This window comes from uncultured Xanthomonas sp., assembly GCF_964278005.1.
Classification (GTDB): Bacteria; Pseudomonadota; Gammaproteobacteria; order Xanthomonadales; family Xanthomonadaceae; genus Xanthomonas_A; species Xanthomonas_A sontii.
In genome coordinates this window covers 1-18,299 of sequence record NZ_CAXYKF010000021.1, presented here as the reverse complement: position 1 = coordinate 18,299, position 18,299 = coordinate 1, and the positions used below count along the sequence as shown (strand labels likewise).

The window sequence follows — 18,299 nt, the reverse complement described above, 5'->3', positions numbered from 1 at the left end:
TCGCGACTGAAGCCGCTCCCACGAGGCAACAGCGTGTCGGACTGGATCGCGGTGGAAGCGAATGATCAGACGCGCAGTAGATCCGGCCCGGCGTCACTCACGGACGCCATCGCGGCCCGACACGCTCCATCCCGCACCACGCATACGCCGGATGCGCAATCGCGCGGCTAGAATCGGCGCATGACCGAATTCATCCCGCCCGGCAGCCGCTTCCTCGCCCTGCCCTCGCCGTTCCCGATGAAACGTGGCGGCCAGTTGCATGGCGCGCGGGTCGCCTACGAAACCTGGGGCACGCTGTCGGCCGCGCGCGACAACGCGGTCCTGATCGTCACCGGACTCTCGCCCGACGCGCATGCCGCGGCCAATGCCGACGATCCCACGCCAGGCTGGTGGGAAGGCATGCTCGGCCCGGGCAAGCCGATCGACACCCAGCGCTGGTTCGTGATCTGCGTGAACTCGCTGGGCAGTTGCAAGGGCTCCACCGGCCCCGCCTCAGCGCACCCGGACGACGGCCAGCCGTATCGCCTGCGCTTCCCGGAGCTTTCGATCGAGGACGGTGCAGACGCCGCCGCGCAAGTGGTGCGGGCACTGAACATCGCGCAGTTGGCCTGCGTGATCGGCAACTCGATGGGCGGCATGACTGCGCTGGCGCTGCTGCACCGGCATCCCAGCCTGGCGCGCAGCCACATCAACATCTCCGGCAGCGCGCAGGCACTGCCGTTCTCGATCGCGATCCGCTCGCTGCAGCGCGAGGCGATCCGCCTGGATCCGAACTGGAATGGCGGCGACTACGACGAAGCCACCTATCCCGAGTCGGGCATGCGCATGGCGCGCAAGCTCGGCGTGATCACCTATCGCTCGGCGCTGGAATGGGACGGACGCTTCGGCCGCGTGCGGCTGGACTCGGATCAGACCGACGACGATCCGTTCGGCCTGGAATTCCAGGTCGAGAGCTACCTGGAAGGCCACGCCCGCCGCTTCGTGCGCCGCTTCGATCCGAACTGCTATCTGTACCTGAGCCGCTCGATGGACTGGTTCGACTTGGCCGAACCTGCGGGCGGCGACGTGCTCGCCGGCATCGCGACGATCCGCATCGAGCGCGCATTGGCGATCGGCGCCAACACCGACATCCTGTTCCCGGTGCAGCAGCAGCAACAGATCGCCGACGGTCTGCGCGCCGGCGGCGCACAGGCGCAGTTCCTGGGGCTGGATTCGCCGCAGGGCCACGATGCCTTCCTGGTGGATTTCGCGCGGTTCGGGCCGGCGGTGCGGGAGTTTCTGGATGCGCTGTGAGTGGTGCAGGGTGCGAGCCGCATCACCCCAACACGCGGTGCCTGGCGACGCTACCAACGGCATCTTTCGCGTGGGTTCATCCCGACACGCGTCCCGCGTTGGGTAAATTGAGTTCCTTCCAAAACACGTCCCACTTCGTAGATCGCTCGCGAATAGGCGTTGCCACGATCGGACACACGGACCACCTGCATGACGCCAACAGGCGCCATGCCACCACCAGCCAAGCGCGGGAGCACGGCAGATCCTTTGCCGTGATCCCGCTCGATCGTTTCAGCAGAACGCCGGCAGCGACGAAATCAGTTGAACCGCGCCATGTCTGTCAGCGCCGTGTTCTGAATCAGCGTCTCGCCATTGAACTCGAAGTAGCGGCCATAGGCGGTGATCACCTCATGCCGATTGCTCTTGAGTTCGCGCGTGTCGAACTTGCACGGCGTGCCTGCCGGACCGTAGTTGCAGATCTGCTGGTAGCGCGCAACGCTCTGCAACGGGCCTGATGCAAGCAGATTGCCGTTCGCATCCCACATCCAATACTGCCCGTAGGCGTTGACCGACTCGACCAACCCACCCCATTCCGGGAACACGACCAGCGAGCGGGTGTCGAACACGCAGGGATTCTTTCCCTGGCAAGGGCCAGCCGCATAGCGCGGGACGTCTTTCAGTTCTCCACCCTGCGGGCCGAACGGCTGGCCGTTCGCGTCGAAGTTCCAATAACGGCCATAGGCGGTGATGGATTCGAGATAGCCCACGCCCGGATAGTTCACTTCGGCGCGGGTGTCAAACTTGCAGGGTCTTTTACGCGTGACGAACTGGGTCGTGCACGGTCCGTTGCTTCCCGCGTAAACCGAAGAGCTACTGAGCGGCACAGGAAGCGTGACCGGCAAGCCCTGAGCATCAAACTTCCACACGTGGCCGTAAGCGGTCACAGTCTCGGTGCCATCCGGCGCTACATCCATGCTATCCAGAGTGCACTTCGCCTGTCCCGACTTGCCAGGTACGTTGTAGCGGCACGCGCCAGCGGACATCTGCTGACCGGCGACACTGCGTGCGGCACTGACGGCGGCTTCGGCGTTCAGCAGACCTGCGCCACAGCCACCGGAGGGACACACCATCGGACCTGCCGAAGCCTGCAGAATGCTTGTGATCTGGGCGGGACTCAACGACGGGTTGGCTGAGAGCATCAGTCCGATGACGCCACTGACATGAGGTGTTGCCATCGAAGTGCCACTCAGAAAGCGATAGCAATGCACCCATTGGGTACCAGTGCCCTCGGCCCAAGCCGACATCACACCCACTCTGCTGGTGCTTACGCCCTTGTTTCCTACATTGTTCAAAATGGGACAGGCGCCCTCTCCCGCACCGAACACACCATCTTCTCGGGTCGCTCCTCCACCCGGCGCCGTCAACGTCAGCGATGCACCACCATTGCTGTACGGAGCTTCCACGTTAGGCTCTTGCGGCGTGCCGAGGGAGGCACCTACGGAGATCACCCCGGGACAGGACGCTGGACTGACATTTGCCACATCCACCCGAGACTCTGGTACTCCCTCATTGTCGTATTTGATATCGGGCGTATTGTGGTTACCCGCCGCCGCGACCACAGGTACGCCGGCAGCCACCGCGCCGGCAATCGCGGCGCGGGTAAGCTTGTAATTGCCACTACTGCTGCACGAGACATTTGCCTGGGCAAAACTGAGATTGATCACGCGCGCACCAGACTGCACCGCCACCTGGATGCCGTCGGCGATACTCGCATCGGTTAGCGATGTCTTGATCGAAAGGACTTCACACTGCGGGCATACTCCGGCGACACCCTCACCATTCCGGGTTCGGGCCGCCACGATACCCATGACATGAGTTCCATGCGCACCGGAGCCGATGTATCTAGAGTCTTCACCATTGCCATCTAGCGCCTCGGTCGCATCCCAGTAAGTCGCGAGACCAGCGCCATCTTTCGCCCAGTTGATATCCGGATGCTCGGAGTATCCAGTGTCAACCACCGCCACACGGATCTTTTCCCCACCCGACGGGGCCAGCGCCCAGGCCTGCGGCGCACGGATCGCATTGAGCGTCCACTGCTGCGCCGAAAGCGGATCGTTGGTCAGCGCCTGTGCGTGCACCGCGCCGCTCAGCGCCAGCCCTGCCATCACCCCCAAGCGCACCAGGGCCGACAGCCGTTTGTTCGCGAACATTGTTCCAGACATAAGTGAAACTCCTTTTCTCCGATGGGCAACCCCCTGTCGCCCGGCGATCCGGAAAGAAACTGACAACCGCGTCGTGGTGTTCGTTCCGCAGCACCGACCGTCGCGAAATTCTAGAGCGGCTGCGTCTCACGGGCCGACACTGACGGTGCGTTGTATACCATCAGAGAATCTCGTCCCATTTGCCATCGTTCTGCAACGTGCGTGCTTGGAAGTTGCCGCCGTTTGTGGCAGACGTGCGCCGCGCTTGACCAGTCACGCTGCGCGTGTCTCACACCGTGTCATCGCCCGACGCCTCGACGCTGCGCACGAGCTGCCCGTCCTGCAAGCGATAACGTGCATGCACCACCCCGTCGGGCAGCGTGTCGTGACTGATCAGCAGCAGGCTGCGGGGACCCAACGCCTGCGCCAGGTCGCACAGCAGCGCCTGCGCAGTATCTACATCCAATCCTTCGGTGGGTTCGTCCAGCACCAGCAGCGGAGCTTCGCGCAGCAGCGCGCGGGCCAGGGCCAGGCGCCGCGCCTGGCCGGCGGACATGGTGGCGCCGTTTTCGCCGAGCCAGGCGTCGAGGCCACCGACTTCGTGCAGCCAGGCGTCGAGCCGCACGTCGGTCAACACCCGCTGCAGCCGCGCATCGTCGGCTGATGGATCGCCCAGGCGCAGATTGTCGCGCACGCTGCCGGCGAACACCGGCGCGCCCTGCGGCAGCCAGGCGACGCGGCGATGCCACTGCGCCTCGGCCACCTCGCGCAAATCCGTGCCGGCGTAGCGCACGCTGCCCTGCTGCGGGTCCCACAAGCGCAGCAGCAACGCCGACAGGGTCGTCTTGCCGCTCCCGCTGTCGCCGGAGAGGGCGATGCGCTCGCCCGGGGCGATGCGCAGGGAGACGCCGTCGAGTACGCGCCGCGCCTCGCCCGGCCAGGCGAACACGACGTCGTCGAACTGCACCTCGCCAGTGGCCGGCAGCGCCTGCGGATGCGCAGGGTCTAGCACTGGTGGCGCCTGCCCGGCGATCGCCTGCAGGCGCCGCGCGGCGACGCGGCCGGACTGCAGCGCCTGCCAGGCCAGGCCGGCCCCGGCCCAGACCTCGAGCAGGGCCACGGTCAGGAACACCAGGCCGGCGGCCTGTTCGGCGCTGATCGCGTCGGCACGCGCCGCACCCAGCGCCACCCACAGCATCGCCAACAGGCCCGCCGCAGCGCACAGCGCGTGCAAGGCGTTGCCGCCGATCAGCCGCTGCCGCTGACGCCGGTCCTCGGCGCGCACCGCCTGCGCGCTGGCGTCCACGCGCGCGATCCAGGCGGCTTGCGCGTCGAGCGCGGCCAGGTCGGCGGCGCCCTCCAGCCCTTCGTAGGCCAGGGTGCGCAAGGCTTCGCGCTGCTGCGCGCGTGCGCGTTCGCGGGCCTCGCCGCCGCGCGCCACCACCCACGGCACGCCGAGCCCGATCGCCAACGCCAGCGCGGTCAGCACCAGCGCCGCCGGCCCGTGGATCGCCGCTGCCGCGGCAATGCCGATCGTGCCGACGCCGAGCAGTGCGGCCAGCGGCGCCAGCGCGCGCACCACCAGGCCGTCGACCTCGCCGATGTCCGACATCAGCCGTGCCAGCAGTTCGCCGGTGCGGCTGGCGCCGAGCCGTGCCGGTGCCAGCGGCAGTGCGCGGCGGAAGAACCACACCCGCAGGTCGCGGGCGATGCGCAGGGTCGCGTCGTGCCCGACCAGCTTTTCGCCGTAGCGCGAGGCGATGCGCGCGAAGGTCAGTGCGCGGATGCCGGCCGACGGCGAGAAGAAGTTGAAGCCGCTGCCCATGCCGACCGCGCCGGCCAGCGCCGCGGCGGTGAGGAAGCCGCCGGACAGGCCGAGCAGCCCGACCCCGGCCAGCATCGTGCACAGCACCAGCAGCGCGGTCAGCAGCAGCCGACCGAGATGGCGGCCGAACACGCCGCGCAAGCTGTCGCGGGTGCCGCTCATGGTTGCGCTCCGTGGGTCGCGGCGGAGGCGTTGCGGGCCGGCAACCGCAGCACGGTATCGGCCCAGCGCATCGCCGCCTCGCTGTGGGTGGCGACGATCACGCTGCGGCCTCGGGCGAAGTCCGCCAGCGTGTGCAGCAGGTCCGCCTCGGTGTCCGCGTCCAGGAACGCGGTCGGTTCGTCCAGCAACAGCAGTTCCGGATCGCGCAGCAACAGTCGCGCCAGGCCGATGCGCCGCGCCTCGCCGCCGGACAGGCCGAAGCCACGCTCGCCGATCGGCGTGTCCAGCCCCTGCGGCAGACGCGCGGCGAAGCGCAGCACCTGCGCCGCCTCGGCGGCGGCATGCAGTTGCGCAGCGCTGGCCTGCGGATCGGCCAGGCGCAGGTTGTCGGCGATGCTGCCGTGGAACAGATACGGCCGCTGCCCGGCGTAGCCGATGCGCAGCCCCTTGCGCACCTGCAAGGTGCCGGCACGCGGCGGCAGCCACCCGGCCAGCGCTTCCAGCAGCGTGCTCTTGCCGCTGCCACTGGGGCCGACCAGGGCCAGGCGCTGTCCGGCATGCAGATCGACATCGAGGCCCTGCACCGCATCGCAGCGCGCACCCAGCGGCCGCAGATGCAGCGCGCGCGCCTGCAGCAGCGGCACCTCGCGCGCCGCGCTTGTGGAAGGCGCGGCGACGGGCATTGCCTCGGCAGCGGCGTCGTTCGGCACGGCGGCCCCCTCGGCGTGCGCAGCCGGCGCATCCATGGCCTGCTGCAGGCCTTCCAGCAGGCGCTCCACTTCCGCCGCCGCGGCCAGCGCATTGGCGCGGTCGTGGTAATGCGCGGCCAGGCGCCGCAGCGGCGCATAGAACTCCGGCGCCAGCAGCAGGCAGAACACGCCGGTACCCAGGGTCGGCACGCTGCCGTGCAGGGCGATCATGCCGAGGTAGCTCAGGCCCAGGTACAGCGCGACGATCGCCACGCTGACCGAGGCGAAGAACTCCAGCACGGTGGACGACAGGAACGCGATGCGCAGCACTTTCAGCGTGCGCTCGCGCACGCCCTCGGCGGCAGCGGCGATCCCGCTCAGTTCGTCGTCGCCGCGCCCGTACAGGCGCAACAGGCCCAGGCCCTTGAGCCGGTCGGCGAAGTGCCCGCCCATCCGCGCCAACTCGCGCAACTGACGGCGACCGGCGGCCTCGGCGCCCCAGCCCACCAGCATCATGAAGATCGGCACCAGCGGCGCGGTGAACAACAGGATCAGACCGACCACCCAGTCGCTCCACGCCACCGCCAGCACGATCAGCAGCGGCACCACGCTCACTTCCCAGCGCGCGGGCCGGTAGCCGGCGTAGTAACCGTCCAGCGCATCGCCATGCGCCAGCAGCAGCTCGCCCAGTTCGCCGTTGCGCTGCCCGCGCAGCCACAGCGGCCCGCGCTGCAGCAGTTGCCGGTACACGCGGCGACGCAGCGCGAGTTTGGCCGCATCGGCGACATCGCCGGCGGCACGCTGCGCAGCGGCGCCGAGCCCGGCGCGCAGGACCAGCATCAACGCCAGCAGGCCGAAGAACGGCAGCGCCTGCGCCAGGTCGCGGCGCTCGACCAGCAGCGCCTGCACCAGCCAGGCGATGGCGCCGGCCTGCACGATCAGCAGCGCGCCGGACACGCTGATCGCCGCCGCAGCCAGGCGCTGGCGGCCGCGCGCGGCCGCAGCCAGGGCCTCCAGCCAGCGCATGCGCTGCTGCCGCTGCTGCGGCGTATCGGCGGGCAGTGCGGCGGACGGCTCGGCGGAATCGGTCAAAACGGGCTCGGCGCGGCGAACGAAGTCGCCAGTTTAGCGGGAAGGCGCTTCCGGGCTGGAACCGCCGTGGTCGCCAGGATGCCGGGCACCCCGGTGCCGCACATTGATCTGAATCAAGGTCGAACGCGCCGGCGCGGCGGAAGATCGCCTCCAATCTCCCGCCACTCGGCCACCCAGATGCACATCTTCCACGAGGTAGCACAGCCATGATCGACACCACTGTCGTAGAGCTGTCGCGGCTGCAGTTCGCCATGACCGCGATGTACCACTTCCTGTTCGTCCCGCTCACCCTGGGCCTGTCCTTCATGATCGCGATCATGGAGAGCGTGTACGTCATGACCCGCAAGGACGTGTGGCGGCGCATGGCCCTGTTCTGGGGCGTGCTGTTCGGCATCAACTTCGCGATGGGCGTGGCCACCGGCATCGTCATGGAGTTCCAGTTCGGCATGAACTGGTCCTACTACAGCCACTACGTCGGCGACATCTTCGGCGCGCCGCTGGCGATCGAAGGGCTGATGGCGTTCTTCCTGGAAGCGACCTTCATCGGCCTGTTCTTCTTCGGCTGGAGCAAGCTCACGCCGGTCAAGCACCTGATGGTGACCTGGCTGATGGCGCTGGGCACCAACCTGTCGGCGGTGTGGATCCTGATCGCCAACGGCTGGATGCAGAACCCGACCGGCGCGGTGTTCAACCCGGACACCATGCGCATGGAAGTGGTCGACTTCATGGCGGTGGTGTTCAACCCGGTGGCGCAGGCCAAGTTCGTGCACACGGTCAGCGCCGGCTACGTGACCGGCGCGGTGTTCGTGATGTCGATCAGCGCGCTGTACCTGCTGCGCGGCAAGCACCGCGACATCGCCCGGCGCTCGTTCGCGGTGGCCGCCGCGTTCGGCCTGGCGTCCTCGCTGTCGGTTGTCGTGCTGGGCGACGAGAGCGGCTACGCCGCCAACGAACACCAGAAGATGAAGCTGGCCGCGATCGAGGCGATGTGGGAAACCGAACAGGCGCCGGCCGACTTCACTGCCTTCGGCATCCCCAACCAGGCCACCGGCAAGAACGACTACGCGATCAAGGTGCCGTACCTGATGGGCCTGATCGCCACGCGCTCGCTGCACACGCCGGTGCCGGGCATCCTGGAGCTGGTCAAGCGCGCCGAGCACCGCGTGCGCGGCGGGCAGATCGCCTACGGCGCGCTGCAACGGCTCAAGGCCAACCGCAACGACGCCGAGGCGCGCGCGGTGTTCGATCGCCACTGGCAGGACCTGGGCCACGGCCTGCTGCTCAAGCGCTACCGCGAGGACATCCTCAACGCCACCCCGGAGGAGATCGCCAAGGCCGCGCTGGACACGGTGCCGCGGGTGCTGCCGCTGTTCTGGACGTTCCGGGTGATGGCCGGCCTGGGGTTCTACCTGATCGCGTTCTTCGCCGCCGCGCTGTGGTTCTCGTGCAAGCACAATTTCGAGGACAAGCGCTGGTTCCTGAAGCTGGCGCTGTGGACACTGCCGATGCCGTGGATCGCGATCGAGTGCGGCTGGTTCGTGGCCGAGTACGGCCGCCAGCCGTGGGCGGTGGAAGGCGTGCTGCCGACCTTCTATGCCGCCTCCGGCCTGGCCCTGCACGACATCCTGATCACCCTCGCCGGCTTCGTGGCGATCTACACCACGCTGCTGATCATCGAGATCAAGCTGATGCTCAAGGCGATCCGCAAGGGGCCGGACGACCTGCCTGCCCTGCTGCAACCCGCCCCGCGTCCCGTCACCCCGATCGCCGCGCCTGCGGCCGCCGGCCACCTCTGACCCCGGCAGGAGACACACCATGGACTTCATTGCATTGGACTACACCACGCTGCGCGTGATCTGGTGGCTGCTGCTGGGCATCCTGCTGATCGGCTTCGCGGTGATGGACGGATTCGACCTGGGCGTCGGCGCGTTGCTGCCGTTCGTGGCCAAGACCGACGCCGAACGCCGGCTGGTGGTCAACACCATCGGCCCGGTCTGGGAAGGCAACCAGGTCTGGTTGATCCTGGGCGGCGGCGCGATCTTCGCCGCTTTCCCGCCGCTGTACGCGGTGAGCTTCTCCGGCTTCTACCTGGCGATGTTCGTGATCCTGTTCGCGCTGATCCTGCGCCCGGTCGGGTTCAAGTTCCGCGGCAAGCTGCCCAGCCAGCGCTGGCGCAACGGCTGGGACTGGGCGCTGTTCGTCGGCGGCTTCATCCCGGCGCTGATCATGGGCGTGGCGGTGGGCAACGTGCTGCTGGGCGTGCCGTTCCACTTCGACGACACCCTGCGGGTGTTCTACACCGGCAGCTTCTTCGGCCTGCTGATGCCGTTCGCCCTGCTCGCCGGCCTGCTCAGCGTGAGCATGCTGGTGGCGCACGGCGCGGCGATGCTGGTGCTGAAGACCGACGGCCCGGTGGCCGAGCGCGCGGCGCGCTACGGCAGCGTCGCCGCCCTGGTGGCCTGCGCGCTGTTCGCCGGCGCCGGAGTATGGGTGGCCACCGGCCTGCCCGGCTACGCGGTCACCTCGCAGGTGGTCACCGACGGCGCCACCAACCCGCTGCTGAAGACCGCCGTGCTCGGCGAGGTCGGCGGCTGGATGCACAACTACCAGACCATGCCGCTGACGGCCCTGGCCCCGGCCGCCGGCCTGCTCGGCCTGCTGCTCAGCGCGGTGCTGCTGCGCAAGCGCCGCGGCGGCCTGGCCTTCATCGCCTCCGGTGCGGCCATCGCCGGCATCATCCTGACCGTGGGCTTTGCGATCTTCCCGTTCCTGCTGCCGTCCTCCAGCCAGCCGGGCTCCAGCCTGACCGTGTGGGACGCCTCCAGCAGCCACCTGACCCTGTGGATCATGCTGCTGGCCACCGTGGTGTTCCTGCCGATCATCCTCGGCTACACCACCTGGGTGTACCGCGTGCTGAAGGGCAAGGTCACCGCCGCCTCCCTGGACGACAACCCCAACGCGTACTGACGCGCCCGCAAGGAGAAACGATCATGTGGTACTTCGCCTGGATTCTCGGTGTCGGCCTGGCCTCCACCGCCGCCATCCTCAACGGCATGTGGTTCGAGGCGCGCGAGCGCAACGCCGCGGATGCCGCCGCGGACGCGGCCGACGCGGCGGACTGAAATTTTTTTGCAAAGGCGCTTGCCGAATGCGGAAGACCTCCGTATCATGTGCGGCTCCTTCGGGGTGTAGCTCAGTCTGGTAGAGCGCTACGTTCGGGACGTAGAGGTCGCAGGTTCGAATCCTGTCTCCCCGACCAGTTTCAAGGTCACAAGAAGCCTGGAAAACCACAGTTTTCCGGGTTTTTTTGTGTCTGCAATCCGGGATAGGCCGCGCGGTGCGGTGACACCCCTCCTGCCCCTGCTCCGGCCAGCACGCGTCCTCTCGGGGCCGCGGCGGCTTGACTCCATGGCCTGACTTTTCGCCACAATGGTGGCGGGGAACCGGCGCATTCATCCCCACCTCCTTCCTTGGCGACCAAGCGTGCCGGAAGCGAGGTGGCGGGCATGTCCGTTTCGACGTTCACGACTCAGACAAACGGACACGACACCATGAAACTGCAAGCGGCACTCTGCCTCTCGTTGATCGTTTTGTATTGCGCACCCGCAGCAGCGGTGACCGAAACCGACAAGCAGGTGGACCGACTCGGCGTGCAGGGCGTACAGGGCGGCGCGACTGCCTACTTCAGCGTCAAGGATGCGCTCTCCACCACCTGCAAGTTCGACATCGTCTACCTCAACCTCGGCGACGAGTTCGGCAAGGCCGCCTATGCGAGCCTGCTCGCCGCGCAGACCTCGGGCAAGAAGCTCTCGCGCTTCGAGTATTGGCAATCCGCTCCAGGCGAAACATGCACGCTCTCGCTGGTCGAATCGCACAGCTGATCGGCACTGACTACGGCCGCGCTCAGCGCAACCGCGCCTTCAACAGCGGCCGCAGCAGGTAGTTCAGCACGCTGCGCTTGCCGGTCAGGATGTCGACCTCGGCCACCATGCCCGGGATGATCGGCAGCGCTTCGCCACCGCGGCGCAACTGGCTGCCGTCGGTGCGGATCAGCACCTGGTAGAACGACTCCTTCCCATGCGGGGTCTGCTCCTCGATGGTATCGGCGCTGATCTGTTCGACCGTGCCGTTGAGCTCGCCATAGATCGTGTAGTCGTACGCGGTGATCTTGACCCGCGCGTTCATGCCCGGCACCAGGAACGCCACGTCGCGCGGCTTGATCCTGGCCTCCACCAGCAGCCGCTCCTCCACCGGGATGATCTCCATGATCGGCTCGCCCGGCGGGATCACGCCGCCGCGTGTGTTGATCAGCACGGTGTTGACCCGTCCGCGCACCGGCGACAGGATTTCGGTCCGGCGCAACTGGTCGTGGCGCTGGCGCACGATCGGCTCCAGTGCACCGAGATCCGCCTTGCGCTTGGCCAGTTCGGTATACGCCTCCTGGAAGTAACTGTTGCGCAGCTCGCCGAGCCGGCCCTGCAAGGTGGCGATGTCCTGGCTGAGCTTGAGCGCCTCGACCTGGCTGACCGCGCCCCTGGCCACCAGCGGCCGCACGATGTTCAACTGATCCTGGGCAAGGCGGATCTGCCGCTGGATCGCCTGGCTGCCTTCGGCCAGCTTGCTGCGGCGCGACTCGAACAGGTCGCGCTCGGAACGCTGCAAAGCCTGATTGGAGGCGACCTGCTCGGGGAACGCGATGCGGTCCTTACCCAGCACTTCGGCGTCCAGGCGCGCGATCGCCGCATGCAACACCTGCTCCTGGTTGACCGACTCCTGATAGTTGGTCAGGAAGTGGGTGCGTTCCAGGCGCACCAGCGGCTGTCCCGGCTTGACCAGCTCGCCTTCCTGCACCAGCAGCCGGTCCAGGATCCCGCCCTCCAGGCTCTGGATCTTCTGCATGCGGCTGTAGGGCACCACGCGGCCATCGCCGCGGGTCACCTCGTCCAGCTCGGCCCAGGCCGCCCAGGCCAGGAAGATCGCCACTGTCGCCAACACGGTCCACAACAATGGCCGGTACAGCGGATGGGTGGAGGCCAGCAGCGGATCGCCCAGCCGCCGCCGCAGCGCGATCGAGGTGCGCTCAGCCATGGCCGCCTGCCAGTGCCGTCGCCGGCGCCTGCACACGGTTGCCCTGCAGCACCTGCTCCACTGGTCCGTCCACCACCACGCGCCCTTGCCGCAGCACCACGGCGCGCCGGGTCAGTTCGAGCATGCTGCGCTTGTGCGTGCTCAGCACCAGCGTGCGCGTCCCCAGCCAGCGCTGCAGGTAGGCGATGACCAGCTGCTCGCTGTGTTGGTCGAAAGCTGCGGTGGGCTCGTCGAGCAGCACCACGCCGGGATCCTGCAGCAGCAGCCGGGCCAGGCCCAGCGCCTGGCGCTGTCCTCCGGACAGGCTGCTGTTGCCCTGGATCGGCAGATCGAGGCCGAACGGATGCGCGCGTACGAATGCCCCCAGCCCCACCCCGTCCAACGCCGCGTACAGCTCGTCGTCGCCCAGCGCCGCGCCGTGCAGGTTGAGGTTGTCGCGCAGGCTGCCGTGGAACAGGGCCACGTCCTGCGGCAGGTAGCCGATGTTGCGCATGCGGTCGGCCGGGTCGATCTGCGCGATCGCCACGTCGTCGAGCAATAGCCGCCCCGATTGCGCATCGAGCAGACCGGCCAGCAGCCGCAACAGGGTGGACTTGCCGGCGCCGTTGCCGCCGAGCAACGCCACACGCTCGCCGGCGCCGATCCGCAGCGTCTGCACGTCCAGCGCCGGCGGCTGATCGCCATGGCGCAGCGTCACCGCATCCAGGCGATAGTCGCCCTTCAGCCGCAGCTTGTGCACGAAGCGCTTGCCGGGCGGACGCTCCTGCGCTGCGCCCAGCAACTGGTCCAAGCCCTCCATCGCCACCCGGGTGTGCTGCCAGCGCCCCAGCACCGCGGCCGCCTGTCCCAGCGGCGCGATCGCGCGCGCGGCCAGCAGCGAGCAGGCCACCAGCGCACCGACGGTCATCTCGCCCTGCTGGATCCGATAGACGCCGAACACCACCACACCGACGTAGGCCAGCTGCTGCACCACCGAGGCGGCATAGCTGAGCGCGGTGGTCAGCGAATGGGTCTTCATCGCCGAGGCCGCCAGTTGCGCGGTCAGCCCCTCCCACAGGCCCTGGCAGCGACCCTCGGCACGCGCGGCCTTGATCGATTCCAGATGCTCGAACGCCTCCAGCAGCAGGCCGTTCTTCATCGCGCCCTCGCGCAGGTTCTGCCGCGACAGCGCGCCGAGCAGGCGCTGCGCCAGCAGCCCGGGCAGCACCATCAACACGCAGGCGACCAGCGGTACCCACACCACGTGGCCGCCGATCAAGGCGATGATGGCCAGGAAGATCGCCACGAACGGCAAATCGCTGATCAGCGCTGCGCTGGACGTGGTGTAGAACTCGCGCACCGACTCGAACTCGCGGACCTGCGTACTGAAGGCCCCCATCGACCCCGGTTTGGCCGCCATGCGCATGGCCAGCACGCGCGAGAACAGCAGCGTGGACAACTGCAGGTCCAGGCGCTTGCCCAGCACCGCCAGCAACTGCCCGCGCAGGGTGCGCAACACGCCTTCCAGCACGATGGCCAGGACCACGCCGCTGGCGAGGATCCACAAGGTATCGAAGGCCGCGTTGGGCACCACGCGGTCGTAGACCTGCATTGCGAACAGCGCGGTGGCGATCGCCAGCAGGTTGGCGACCATCGCCGCCGTCGCCACTTCGGCGTAAGAGCGCCACAACTTCTTCAGCGGGCCGTAGAACCAGTGCTCCGCGTCGCTGCCGGCATAGCCGCCGATGCGTCCATCGTCGCGAAAGCGGGGTTTGGCGAATACCGCCGAGCCGCTGTACAGCCGCTCCAGTTCGGACAGCGGCATGGTCTGCTCGCCGCCACTGGCATGCGGCAGCAGCACCCGCGCCTGCTCCGACTCGATCGCCTCCAGCAGCAGGGTGCGACCATCGTGCAGCAACAGCAGCGCGGGCAGCAGATAGCCGTCCATCCCCGCGAGCGGATAGTCCAGCACGTCGGCATTGAGATCGGCACGGCGCAGTGCCCGGGGGACCAACCGCAAGGGCAGTCGCCCCTGATCCAGCGCAATGCCATCCACCAGTTCGGCATCGGTCAACGGCCGCCCCAGGCGCTGGCACAGCAACAACAGGCCAGGCCGCAGGCCATCCACGTCCGCTGCCTGCGGGGCGCCGATCGACACCGCCGAATTGTCCTCAACCTGCATGGGCGCTCTCCCGGAATATGGCCTGCAACGCCCCGACCTGCGCCGCGGCACGGTAGCGCAGGCGCTTACGTTCGATCCGCAACGCGATCAACTGGCGTTCGGCCTCCAGCCGCTCGCGCTGTACGTTGAGCAGTTCGATCACCTCGCGCCGGCCCACGCTCAACTGCTCGCGGTAGAGCTCGGCCACCTCCACCGCCTGCTGCGCCTGTTGCAGCAGTGCCTGCTCGCGCCCGCGCAGCGCATCGCCGGCATCGGCCAGCGTCTGCACGGTGCGCAGGATCTCGCGGCGCACGGCATCCATGTTCCACTGCGCCGCTTCCAGGCGCTGCCGGGCGGCCTGCGGGCGCAGGAACGTCGACATGCCCTGAAAGACGTCCATGCTCAGGCGCAGCGAAATGGTCGAATCGTTCTGCAGGCGCCCGCCGACGTCGCGGCGCAGCGCGGCGGCTTCCAGATTCAATTGCGGCTTCAACGCCGCGCGGGCCTCGCGCACTTCCGCTTCGGCGGCACGCACCTGTTCGTTGGCCTTGCGCAGCAAGGGCGAGGCGTCCACCGTCCGCGCCAGCTGCGCCGGCGCCAGTTGCGGCAGGTCCGGCAGGTCCGGTTCGAGCAGACCCTCGGCCTCCGTGCCAACCAGCAGCAGGAACTGGTTGCGCACCTCCTGCAGCGTGCCCTGCTCGGACGCCAACTGGTCCTGCCCGCGCGCCAGTTCCAGCCGCGTGCGCTCCAGTTCGCTGCGATCGGCGTAGCCACCGCTGCGCGCTTCGCTGAGGTCGGCGATGGCCTGCAGGCGTTGCAGATGCGCCTGCACCGCCTGCAGCCGCTGCTGCGCCAGCAGTACGTCCAGGTACACGTCCACGATCGCCAGCGCGGCATCGTCGGCGGCGACCTCCACCCCGGCGTCCTGCCCGCGCTGCTGCGCCCGTGCCGCCGCGACCCTGCTCGACACACGGCCCCAGTCGTACAGCATCTGCGAGAGGTTGACGTCGTAGACCACCTCGCCGGGATCCATTGCCTTGGGCCCGGCGCCCACCGACAACGCCGGGTAGTAGCCGCTGCGTGCGATGCGCACGTCGGTGGCGGCACGTGCCGCCTCGGCCATCGCCGCGCGCAGTTGCGGCTCGCTGCTCAGGCCTTGTTGCACCGCCTGGGCCAGCGACATGGCGAAGGCACCTGGCGGCACCGCCAGCAACAGCCAGACGCAGGCGCTGGCCGCCCGGCCAGGCCGGCGCACGCGCCGGCCGTGCGTGCAGGTCTCCCCCATCAGGCCGTCACCACCGCAAGCGTGTTGTCCTCCACCAGCAACGTGGCGCTGCCGAAGCTGTAGACGTGGTAGGTGATGCCATCGATCGCCTGTGTTGTGCCGCTGTCGACGGCACCGACGACGTTGAGCACATCCGCGCTGTCGCCGGTGATCTGCAAGGTATCGTTGCCGTCGGTGATCGCCAGCACCTCCGACGCGGTCAGGGTCAGGGTACTTCCGGAGTCGCCCTTGCCCAGGTCGATACGCTCGATGTTGGACAGCGTGCCCACGCCTGCCGCGTTGTAGTCAAGGTCGATGCCGTTGGCGAACAGCACCGTATCGAAGCCGGCGCCACCGTCGATGCTGGTGAAGTTGGTCGCGGTGATCTGGATGGTGTCGTCGCCATTGCCGGCCAACACCTGATCGCCGCTGCCGATGTTGAAGATCAGGTCGCTGCCGTCGCCGGCGAGGATGCGCTCGCTGCTGCCGTCGGCGCCGGACAGGATGTCGATGCCGCCGGTGCCATTCACGCTGATGGTGCCGATGCTCAGGGCCGCGCCGCTGCCGGACAGGCTGATGCCATAGCGCGCACTGTCGTTGCCCAGCGTGTCGGTGGCGACCACTTCGAAGGCGACCTGCGCGCCAAGATTGAGCACGCCGGACGCGGTGAGCCCGAGTTGGCTCAGGACGCTGGGACTGAGCAGGTTCAAGGCGAAGTCACCATTGGCGTCGGCCTGGATGGGCGTGAGTTCGACATTGAGCGCCGGAGTGATGACGCGGATCGCCAGGCTGGCATTGGGGTCGGCGTTGCCGCTGAATCCGAAGGTCGCCGGCAGCAATGCGAAGTCCACCCCGAAGTCGCCCAGCGTCAGCGGCTGCGCGATGTTGGCGCCAACCCCCAGCGAGGCGACCGAACTGGTGTTGCCCGCCGGATCGGCACCCGCCACGGACACCTGCGCGTTCAACAACTGCGACCAGCTCAGGCCGATGTCCAGGCCGGTGAGCAGATCCAGCGAGGCCAGGCCGCTGTTGTCGGCCGTCAGCGTGGCCGTGGCCTGCACGCCGCCCACATTGACGTTGACCGTCAGTGCAGTGCCCGGTTCGCTGGAAATCGTCAGCAGATTGGCGACCAGCGACAGCACCGGGGTGGCCGGCGGGATCGTATCGATGGTGAAGCCGACCGAGGACGAGGCCGGGCCCCCGTTGAGATCGGCGGTGACAGTCGCGGCGCCCTGCGGCAACGCGGCGCCGCCGCTCGGCGGCAGCACCGAGACCACCACGTTGCCGGCAGCGAGGTCGCCGCTGGTGAGCGTATGCGGGACATCCACCACGTAACCGTTCTGGCCGGCGAAATGCACGGTGACCACCTGGCCGACCAGCATGTTCGGCCGCAGTTGCACCACCACCTGGATGCCGTCGCCGATTTCCGCAGCGTTGATCCAGGTATCGCCGGCCTCGGGCACGCTGAGCAGCGGCGGCGACAGATCCGGGGCAGTGAGTAGTGCAGGCGGGCTGACGTTGCCGGCGGCATCGACCGCCACCACCGACAGTGCCTGCCCGATCACCAGCGCCGGCACCAGGGGCAGGCTGAAGGCGCCATTGCCATCGGCCTGGATCAACAGTGGATTGGCGGTATCGCCGTTCACCACCACACGCAGTTGCGCGTTGGCTTCGGCGGTGCCGGTGAGCAAGCTGCCGTCCAGGCTGATCGTGACCAGCGGTGCCGCCGGTGCCAGCGCATCCACCGTGGTGGTCGCCGGAGGACTGACATTGCCGGCGGCATCGGTGGCCACTGCGTTGACGACGGTGCCGTCCGGCAGTGGCGCCGCCGGGGTGACGCTCCAGTTGCCGGCGCCATCGGCGGTGGTCTGCCCGATCAGCGTGCCGTTGCCGTCGGTGACGGTGACCATCGCACCCGCTTCGGCAGTCCCGACAATCGCCGTGCCGTTGCTCGGCTGCAGCACCGGTGCCGCCGGTGCCAGCGCGTCAATTGTGGTGGACGCCGGCGGACTGGCATTGCCGGCCGCATCGCTCGCCACGGCATTTACCACCGTGCCGTTCGGCAAGGCCGTGCCCGGTGTGACGCTCCAGTTGCCGGCGCCATCGGCGGTGGTCTGCCCGATCAGCGTGCCGTTGCCGTCGGTGACAGTGACCGTCGCACCGGCTTCGGCAGTACCGACGATCGCCGTGCCATTGCTCGGCTGCAGTATCGGCGCGGCCGGTGCCAGCGCATCGACCGTGGTGGACGCCGGCGGACTGGCATTGCCAGCCGCGTCAGTCGCCACGGCGTTCACGAAGGTGCCATCCGGCAACGCGGCTCCCGGCGTCACACTCCAGTTGCCCGCGCCATCGGCGGTGGTCTGCCCGATCAGCGTGCCGTTGCCATCGGTCACCGTCACCGTCGCGCCCGCTTCCGCCGTACCGACGATCGCCGTGCCATTGCTCGGCTGCAGCACCGGCGCGGCCGGTGCCAGCGCATCGACCGTGGTGGACGCCGGCGGGCTGGCATTGCCGGCCGCATCGGTGGCGACGGCGTTGATCACGGTACCGTCAGGCAACGCGGCAC

At 68.3% G+C, this 18,299-nt stretch carries 12 protein-coding genes and 1 tRNA gene; 6 read left to right on the top strand and 7 right to left on the bottom strand.

Features of this window, described 5'->3' with window-relative positions; all coding sequences use genetic code 11:
* Nucleotides 1-180 precede the first annotated feature (180 nt).
* Nucleotides 181-1,293 (top strand): homoserine O-acetyltransferase, encoded by a 1,113-nt coding sequence (locus ACHWVH_RS13655; RefSeq protein WP_295923272.1) that lies wholly within the window; start codon nt 181-183, stop codon nt 1,291-1,293.
* Nucleotides 1,294-1,589: 296 nt separating this feature from the next.
* Here ACHWVH_RS13655 and ACHWVH_RS13650 read toward each other — a convergent pair whose 3' ends face one another.
* The 3 genes from ACHWVH_RS13650 to cydD form a co-directional block, all read right to left on the bottom strand.
* Entirely contained in the window at nt 1,590-3,482 is a 1,893-nt protein-coding gene (locus ACHWVH_RS13650; protein ID WP_295923268.1) for a S8 family serine peptidase, read from the bottom strand.
* 280 nt (nt 3,483-3,762) lie between these two features.
* Nucleotides 3,763-5,460, bottom strand: coding sequence for a thiol reductant ABC exporter subunit CydC (gene cydC / locus ACHWVH_RS13645; RefSeq protein ID WP_295923266.1), 1,698 nt, complete (start codon nt 5,458-5,460; stop codon nt 3,763-3,765).
* The gene (cydD, locus tag ACHWVH_RS13640; RefSeq protein WP_394687372.1) at nt 5,457-7,175 is read right to left on the bottom strand and encodes a thiol reductant ABC exporter subunit CydD; all 1,719 of its coding nucleotides are present in this window, start codon (nt 7,173-7,175) and stop codon (nt 5,457-5,459) included. Before cydD ends, cydC begins: the two co-directional genes overlap by 4 nt.
* Before the next feature lie 272 nt (nt 7,176-7,447).
* On the opposite strand from cydD, the gene ACHWVH_RS13635 reads away from it, so the two are divergent.
* From ACHWVH_RS13635 to ACHWVH_RS13615, 5 genes are all read left to right on the top strand, one after another.
* Nucleotides 7,448-9,037, top strand: a complete 1,590-nt coding sequence (locus ACHWVH_RS13635; RefSeq protein ID WP_295923263.1) for a cytochrome ubiquinol oxidase subunit I — start codon at nt 7,448-7,450, stop codon at nt 9,035-9,037.
* A gap of 19 nt (nt 9,038-9,056) precedes the next feature.
* Nucleotides 9,057-10,208 carry a cytochrome d ubiquinol oxidase subunit II gene (gene cydB / locus ACHWVH_RS13630; RefSeq protein ID WP_394687368.1) on the top strand — a complete coding sequence of 384 codons (1,152 nt, stop codon included), beginning with the start codon at nt 9,057-9,059 and terminating at the stop codon, nt 10,206-10,208.
* A gap of 23 nt (nt 10,209-10,231) precedes the next feature.
* On the top strand, nt 10,232-10,363 hold the full coding sequence (cydX, locus tag ACHWVH_RS13625; RefSeq protein ID WP_017912084.1) for a cytochrome bd-I oxidase subunit CydX: 132 nt from the start codon (nt 10,232-10,234) through the stop codon (nt 10,361-10,363).
* A 60-nt stretch (nt 10,364-10,423) separates the two neighbouring features.
* Nucleotides 10,424-10,500, top strand: a tRNA-Pro gene (locus ACHWVH_RS13620).
* Nucleotides 10,501-10,855: 355 nt separating this feature from the next.
* Nucleotides 10,856-11,122, top strand: a complete 267-nt coding sequence (locus ACHWVH_RS13615) for a hypothetical protein (RefSeq protein ID WP_017917292.1) — start codon at nt 10,856-10,858, stop codon at nt 11,120-11,122.
* A gap of 22 nt (nt 11,123-11,144) precedes the next feature.
* Here ACHWVH_RS13615 and ACHWVH_RS13610 read toward each other — a convergent pair whose 3' ends face one another.
* The 4 genes from ACHWVH_RS13610 to ACHWVH_RS13595 form a co-directional block, all read right to left on the bottom strand.
* Nucleotides 11,145-12,329, bottom strand: a complete 1,185-nt coding sequence (locus ACHWVH_RS13610; protein ID WP_394687367.1) for an HlyD family efflux transporter periplasmic adaptor subunit — start codon at nt 12,327-12,329, stop codon at nt 11,145-11,147.
* Nucleotides 12,322-14,490 (bottom strand): type I secretion system permease/ATPase, encoded by a 2,169-nt coding sequence (locus tag ACHWVH_RS13605; protein ID WP_394687366.1) that lies wholly within the window; start codon nt 14,488-14,490, stop codon nt 12,322-12,324. Before ACHWVH_RS13605 ends, ACHWVH_RS13610 begins: the two co-directional genes overlap by 8 nt.
* Nucleotides 14,480-15,652, bottom strand: coding sequence for a TolC family protein (locus tag ACHWVH_RS13600; RefSeq protein WP_394687365.1), 1,173 nt, complete (start codon nt 15,650-15,652; stop codon nt 14,480-14,482). The genes ACHWVH_RS13605 and ACHWVH_RS13600 overlap by 11 nt, the downstream gene beginning before the upstream one ends.
* 101 nt (nt 15,653-15,753) lie before the next feature.
* On the bottom strand, nt 15,754-18,299 hold a 2,546-nt coding region (locus ACHWVH_RS13595), incomplete at its 5' end, for an Ig-like domain-containing protein (RefSeq protein WP_394687364.1).

Bases quoted from the DNA above. Each gene is read 5' to 3' on its own strand.
- ACHWVH_RS13610 (WP_394687367.1), bottom strand. From the start codon at position 12,329: ATGGCTGAGCGCACCTCGATCGCGCTGCGGCGGCGGCTGGGCGATCCG.
- cydB (WP_394687368.1), top strand. From the start codon at position 9,057: ATGGACTTCATTGCATTGGACTACACCACGCTGCGCGTGATCTGGTGG.
- cydX (WP_017912084.1), top strand. From the start codon at position 10,232: ATGTGGTACTTCGCCTGGATTCTCGGTGTCGGCCTGGCCTCCACCGCC.
- ACHWVH_RS13650 (WP_295923268.1), bottom strand. From the start codon at position 3,482: ATGTTCGCGAACAAACGGCTGTCGGCCCTGGTGCGCTTGGGGGTGATG.
- cydD (WP_394687372.1), bottom strand. From the start codon at position 7,175: ATGCGCTGGCTGGAGGCCCTGGCTGCGGCCGCGCGCGGCCGCCAGCGC.
- ACHWVH_RS13600 (WP_394687365.1), bottom strand. From the start codon at position 15,652: ATGTCGCTGGCCCAGGCGGTGCAACAAGGCCTGAGCAGCGAGCCGCAA.
- ACHWVH_RS13635 (WP_295923263.1), top strand. From the start codon at position 7,448: ATGATCGACACCACTGTCGTAGAGCTGTCGCGGCTGCAGTTCGCCATG.
- cydC (WP_295923266.1), bottom strand. From the start codon at position 5,460: ATGAGCGGCACCCGCGACAGCTTGCGCGGCGTGTTCGGCCGCCATCTC.
- ACHWVH_RS13605 (WP_394687366.1), bottom strand. From the start codon at position 14,490: ATGCAGGTTGAGGACAATTCGGCGGTGTCGATCGGCGCCCCGCAGGCA.
- ACHWVH_RS13655 (WP_295923272.1), top strand. From the start codon at position 181: ATGACCGAATTCATCCCGCCCGGCAGCCGCTTCCTCGCCCTGCCCTCG.